Annotated in this window: 6 protein-coding genes and 1 pseudogene; all 7 read right to left on the bottom strand. The window is 36.1% G+C overall.

The window, feature by feature from the left end; translation table 11 throughout:
- Positions 1–372: pseudogene (locus NG55_RS20310) on the bottom strand (hypothetical protein); the annotation flags it as partial.
- Between the two features lie 152 nt (positions 373–524).
- Positions 525–929: a hypothetical protein gene (locus tag NG55_RS20315; protein WP_004653210.1), complete on the bottom strand. Its 405-nt coding sequence runs from the start codon at positions 927–929 to the stop codon at positions 525–527.
- Positions 926–1,858, bottom strand: a complete 933-nt coding sequence (locus NG55_RS20320) for a hypothetical protein (protein ID WP_065344259.1) — start codon at positions 1,856–1,858, stop codon at positions 926–928. Before NG55_RS20320 ends, NG55_RS20315 begins: the two co-directional genes overlap by 4 nt.
- 46 nt (positions 1,859–1,904) lie before the next feature.
- Complete coding sequence (locus NG55_RS20325; RefSeq protein ID WP_065344260.1) at positions 1,905–2,240, bottom strand: hypothetical protein; 336 nt, start codon at positions 2,238–2,240, stop codon at positions 1,905–1,907.
- Complete coding sequence (locus tag NG55_RS20330) at positions 2,237–2,596, bottom strand: DNA/RNA non-specific endonuclease (protein WP_081409023.1); 360 nt, start codon at positions 2,594–2,596, stop codon at positions 2,237–2,239. The genes NG55_RS20325 and NG55_RS20330 overlap by 4 nt, the downstream gene beginning before the upstream one ends.
- Before the next feature lie 33 nt (positions 2,597–2,629).
- On the bottom strand, positions 2,630–3,013 hold the full coding sequence (locus tag NG55_RS20335; protein ID WP_065344261.1) for a DUF5376 family protein: 384 nt from the start codon (positions 3,011–3,013) through the stop codon (positions 2,630–2,632).
- An 8-nt stretch (positions 3,014–3,021) separates the two neighbouring features.
- The coding region (locus tag NG55_RS20340; protein ID WP_407638716.1) for an EndoU domain-containing protein at positions 3,022–4,633 on the bottom strand (1,612 nt) is incomplete at its 5' end.

Here is a 4,633-nt window from a genome sequence, read left to right on the forward strand (position 1 = left end):
CCAATTCTCATTATTGGTTGGATTCGCAGCGTTACCATCTTTCGCAGAGCTTGTTCCACCAGATAAACTGACACTTTTCGCGTCATACTGACTTTGGTTTTTAATATCGCTAAAGGTCAGGCTGTTGGCAGTCAGGTTATTGTTGTCTTTGCTTGCTGTTGAAACAATTGCACCACCTTTGAGATCTACTTGATGTGCTTTGACATGGTAACCACCATCTCCAGCAAACAAACCTGATTGCTCACTCACCGAAGCATGATAGACATTGATATTGGATTTACTAAAACTACCTGATGCAGAGGCTCCATATCCAACCGTAACCTGATCTTCTACATTCTGCTGTTTGCTCTTATAGCTTGCCTTGTTTTGCAAACTCTCGATATTCAGCTCTTTGGCATCGACTTGTACTTACTGCACACTAAAAATAAAATTTAGAGTGTTTAAAATAAAACCAACTTTTACTTTTATGTCGATGCAAAGAAATCATGTTGATTTCTCTGTATCAGGACTTATCTTAATAATAATTAATATTTTTTTGTAAAAAAAACCTCATTATCTTCAAGATTATCATCATCAATAAGAACAGGTATTGCAAATGAATTATTAAAAAACAAATAATCTCCATCGATATTTTCTATATAAACACCTCCATCCCACTTATTTTCACCAAATAATTTCTTTAATCTCTCCACCATCGTTTTTGGGCTTTGATCTTCAATTCTATAAAGATCAACAATGGTTTTAGCATCTCCATTTAGGTATCTATATGTACATAAACATTTAATTTTTTCATCAACATTCAAATACTCCCCATTGAAAAAATCATCCTGTTCAAATACTTTTATTTCAGAATTTTTTATATTAAAAACTTCATGGATAAAATTTTCAATTAAGGTTGTATCCAATTTTCTTTCGAAAAAAACACTCATTTTGAATTTTCCTTTAAAACTTTAAGTGCAGCACTTCTTGCCTGTGGTGTAATCTTCATACTCTTTAAAATAGTTTCAGCTGTATCAGTTCTACCAAATTTATTATAAACACCTAATGCATTATAAGCCCCTCTATCCAGCGCATGAACACCTGGTCCAGAATGAGGATACAATTGGCCGTTACTTTTTTCGGCATAAACCCTTCCGTTCGGAAGTTTATGTAGAAGATCACCTGAATTAGAGTCTCTACCAATATTTCTTGCACTCCCACTTTTAATCAGTTGAGTATCTTTATCCATATTTACTGACCGAGTTACTACAGTATTATTTTCTTTCGTTTGAGATCTTTGTGTAACAGATGAAGCATTATGCCTACTATTTGGTGCTCTGATATTATCTAAAGACTCATCTTGCCCATCATCAGGTTCAGGTGGCATACCTGTTGCGGAATTACCAGAAGTTGATGGTAATGGCTTTGGTGTAGACTTTTTGTCTTTATCCTCAGATTGCTCACTTAAGATTGCAACTCCTACTGCTCCTAATGCATTAACTGTCGCACTTACACAAGCTGGACTTTTTGCACATGCGCCTGCTGCCATTGCAAGCACCTCTCCAGCCCCGACAATAAGAGGATAATAGCTATCCGTTGCCTCAACTTTTTGGCTTTGTGAAAGCTCTATAATCAAGTTTCCAAATAGTAGTTGATCTTCTGGACTTAGTTTTTGATTTTCTTGCTCAATTTTATTTGCTATGGCATGTGCCTGCTTCGCCCCATCTATTGCCTGCCCTGTAGCTTCAAGTGCTTGTACAATATTACCAACTGTAATTCCAGCTTCTTGACGATTGGCATCAAACTTTTTGGTCACATCCATCTGTAGATTGATTTCTTTCTGAAGCTTGTCCTTATCAAAATTTAATAAAAAAAGCATGCCAATATGACATGCTTCTAAACTTATAAATTACCTATAAAAAACTTTATTTTTCATCATAGATGAACTTAGTATGAGCTCTACCATTTTCATCCACACTCAAAATAAACTCTTTCCAATCACCACCTGTATGAGATTTCATTACTTCATGTAATTCTCTAATTAAACTATCTACAACTCTCATTTCATTAATCCCAATACATCTATTTTCTGAGTTAATGGAATAAGATAGTTCCGCTCCTGTAGATGATGACCCGTCTTTGTGGCCATGATCATATTCAAAATTACAAACAACACTATCATATTCGCCATCGATACTATCAACCATAATATTCAATAGTTTATTCAAAATGTTTGTTTGCTTCTCTATAATATTACTCATTTAGGAGCTGCCTCATTTTTAAAGAATTTATTTTTAATTTTACCATTAATACTATACTCAATTTCAACCGAGTCAGGCCTAATATTAGCGGGATTTGATCTATCAAATTTTACTTTGACCATTCCAACTTGATCACCATCCTTTAATGCGCCACGTAACTCATTTTCCCACTTTTTATAAGCTGAGTTATTGAAATTACTATTTTGTGGAAATAAATTAAAATTATCACATGTCCCTCCTAAAGAACAGGCTTTGGCATGCCCACCTACATCCCCCTCATCTCCTAATTTACCTAAATTTGTTTGGCGAATATCACGTTTACCTATATTACTAAAGCCAGGTTTAAAACCACCCACATAATCAAATGTTTTCTCATATTAATCAAAATTTTATAAATCATGTTTTTCTTGATAATTTTCAATAGGTTTTTTTTGTATAAAATCCAGCCAACACCTCGTTATTTTTAATAAATCTAACCTATTAACTTCATACTCTTTATCTTCATCATAAAAACAATAAATTTTCACTATATTACCAAAAATTTCAGCCCCATAAGAATTACTACTAATATCGGCATTAATAATTGATAAACTTTCCAATTTAAAAACATTTTCTTCTAGTAAGTTAATATATGACTCCAATGATGAACCACCATTATCAATCAAATAGGAAGCAATAATCTCCTCCTCCTCTCCTCCGAAACCATCAGATTTTATTGTAGCAATTAAATCTATTAATTCAGGGTATTTTATATAATAAAATATTAAACTCATATTAAACCTCATTTACCATATAACGGATAAACAGTTGTATTGGGCTGCGTGTAACCTTCAACAGCAACTCCTGATGGAGTTCGTCCATACCACATACCTTTTGCTGCCTTTTGAGGATCTGGATGCTGAATCCTACTTTTATATGCACCATCAACTTCTACTTTTAATCTATCAGTAGTCCAAGACTCAGGAAACATTGTAGACCTTCCTTGATTATTTGTTTTAGGCAAATACTGTCCATTTTTATTAGGATCAGCAACAGCTATCTTAGCCTCATATACTCCATTTTTATCAGGTTTCCCTATAGTTTGTAGAATTTTAATATTACCACTAGCAGTAGAGTGTCCCCCAACAACATTACCATTTTTCTTAATTTCTGCATTTAAAATATGCCCATCAAAATCAATTGGAGCTGTTACTTGACCAACTCGCTTACTTGCCTGCTGATTAATAACGGTATCATTTTGTTTAATTGATAAATCTACTCCTTTAGCATTCGTCTTTATTCGCTCTAAAGCAGCTTTTTCCTCATCAATTATAGAAGTATTGGAATCAGATACCGCTCTATTTCCAGATATACCATTCACCTGAACATTCAAATTCTGATCAAAATCTGCTTTCAACTTAACTTTTTTTGCAGCTTCAATAACAACCTTTCCACCTTTCTTCACTACTGTAACTGATCCCGCACTTATCAAGCCTGTTAAGGCATTAAGTGAAAGTGCCATATCAGCTTCACCCAATTTTTCAAATTCGGCTGGGGTATCTCCTACTGTATTCACAGTAGCTATTGTTTTACCTGTGTCTATGAGGTCTCCTGGGATTTGTTTTACCCCTTCATAGATTGCCTTCGCTGTACCTTGAGGATCATTTTTCAGAGCATCATATAGCTCTTTGGGTACATTAGGTAAATTCTTCAAATCATTAACAAACTTAGTGACCGCTTGATCCTTACCTTTCTGATAGGCTGCTTGCTGTGCGACATCTAAGTCTTTATATTGCTGACGGCATTCCGCTCCCCAACAGGTTAAGGCATGTTTAATATCCTGTTTAACAGAGGTTTTATTATTCTCCACGGCATTCTGAGCAACCACACCAGAGATCTGCGCTTCAAATGCCGAATCTCCAACTGTTCCCCCAACCACTGCTCCAATGGCTGCAGTCAAATCTCGAATTTGTGTCTTCACATCTTCGGGTAACAGATTTGGCATAAATTCGCCCTTCTCATTTTGATAAGCAGGATTATCCTTATACTGGTTTGCTAAATAGTCTGCTGCTGCTTCACTTGCAACCGCTGCACTGCCGCCTGCTGCGGGATTCCCACCATTCACATAAGCAAGCGTTGCGCCCAAAATCGCATGGCTGACCAGTTGAGCCGCTTTGTTCTTGTCTTCACCATGTCCAAACTGCTGCCCGATTCCTTGTGCAACATAAGGCGCAAGTGTATTCGCTACAACCTGCATATCGGTTTGTCCACCCAATGCACCCGTCACTGCCATCGTGACCGCATTCACCGCTCGACTCTTATTACCGCCCATACCCCAATCTTGATTGGATTGACTCGCTTTAGCATATTCAGGGGAATATTGACGTAAATATTCTTCCTGTTTAACTGGATCA

This window comes from Acinetobacter gyllenbergii, assembly GCF_001682515.1.
In the GTDB taxonomy this organism is placed as follows: domain Bacteria; phylum Pseudomonadota; class Gammaproteobacteria; order Pseudomonadales; family Moraxellaceae; genus Acinetobacter; species Acinetobacter gyllenbergii.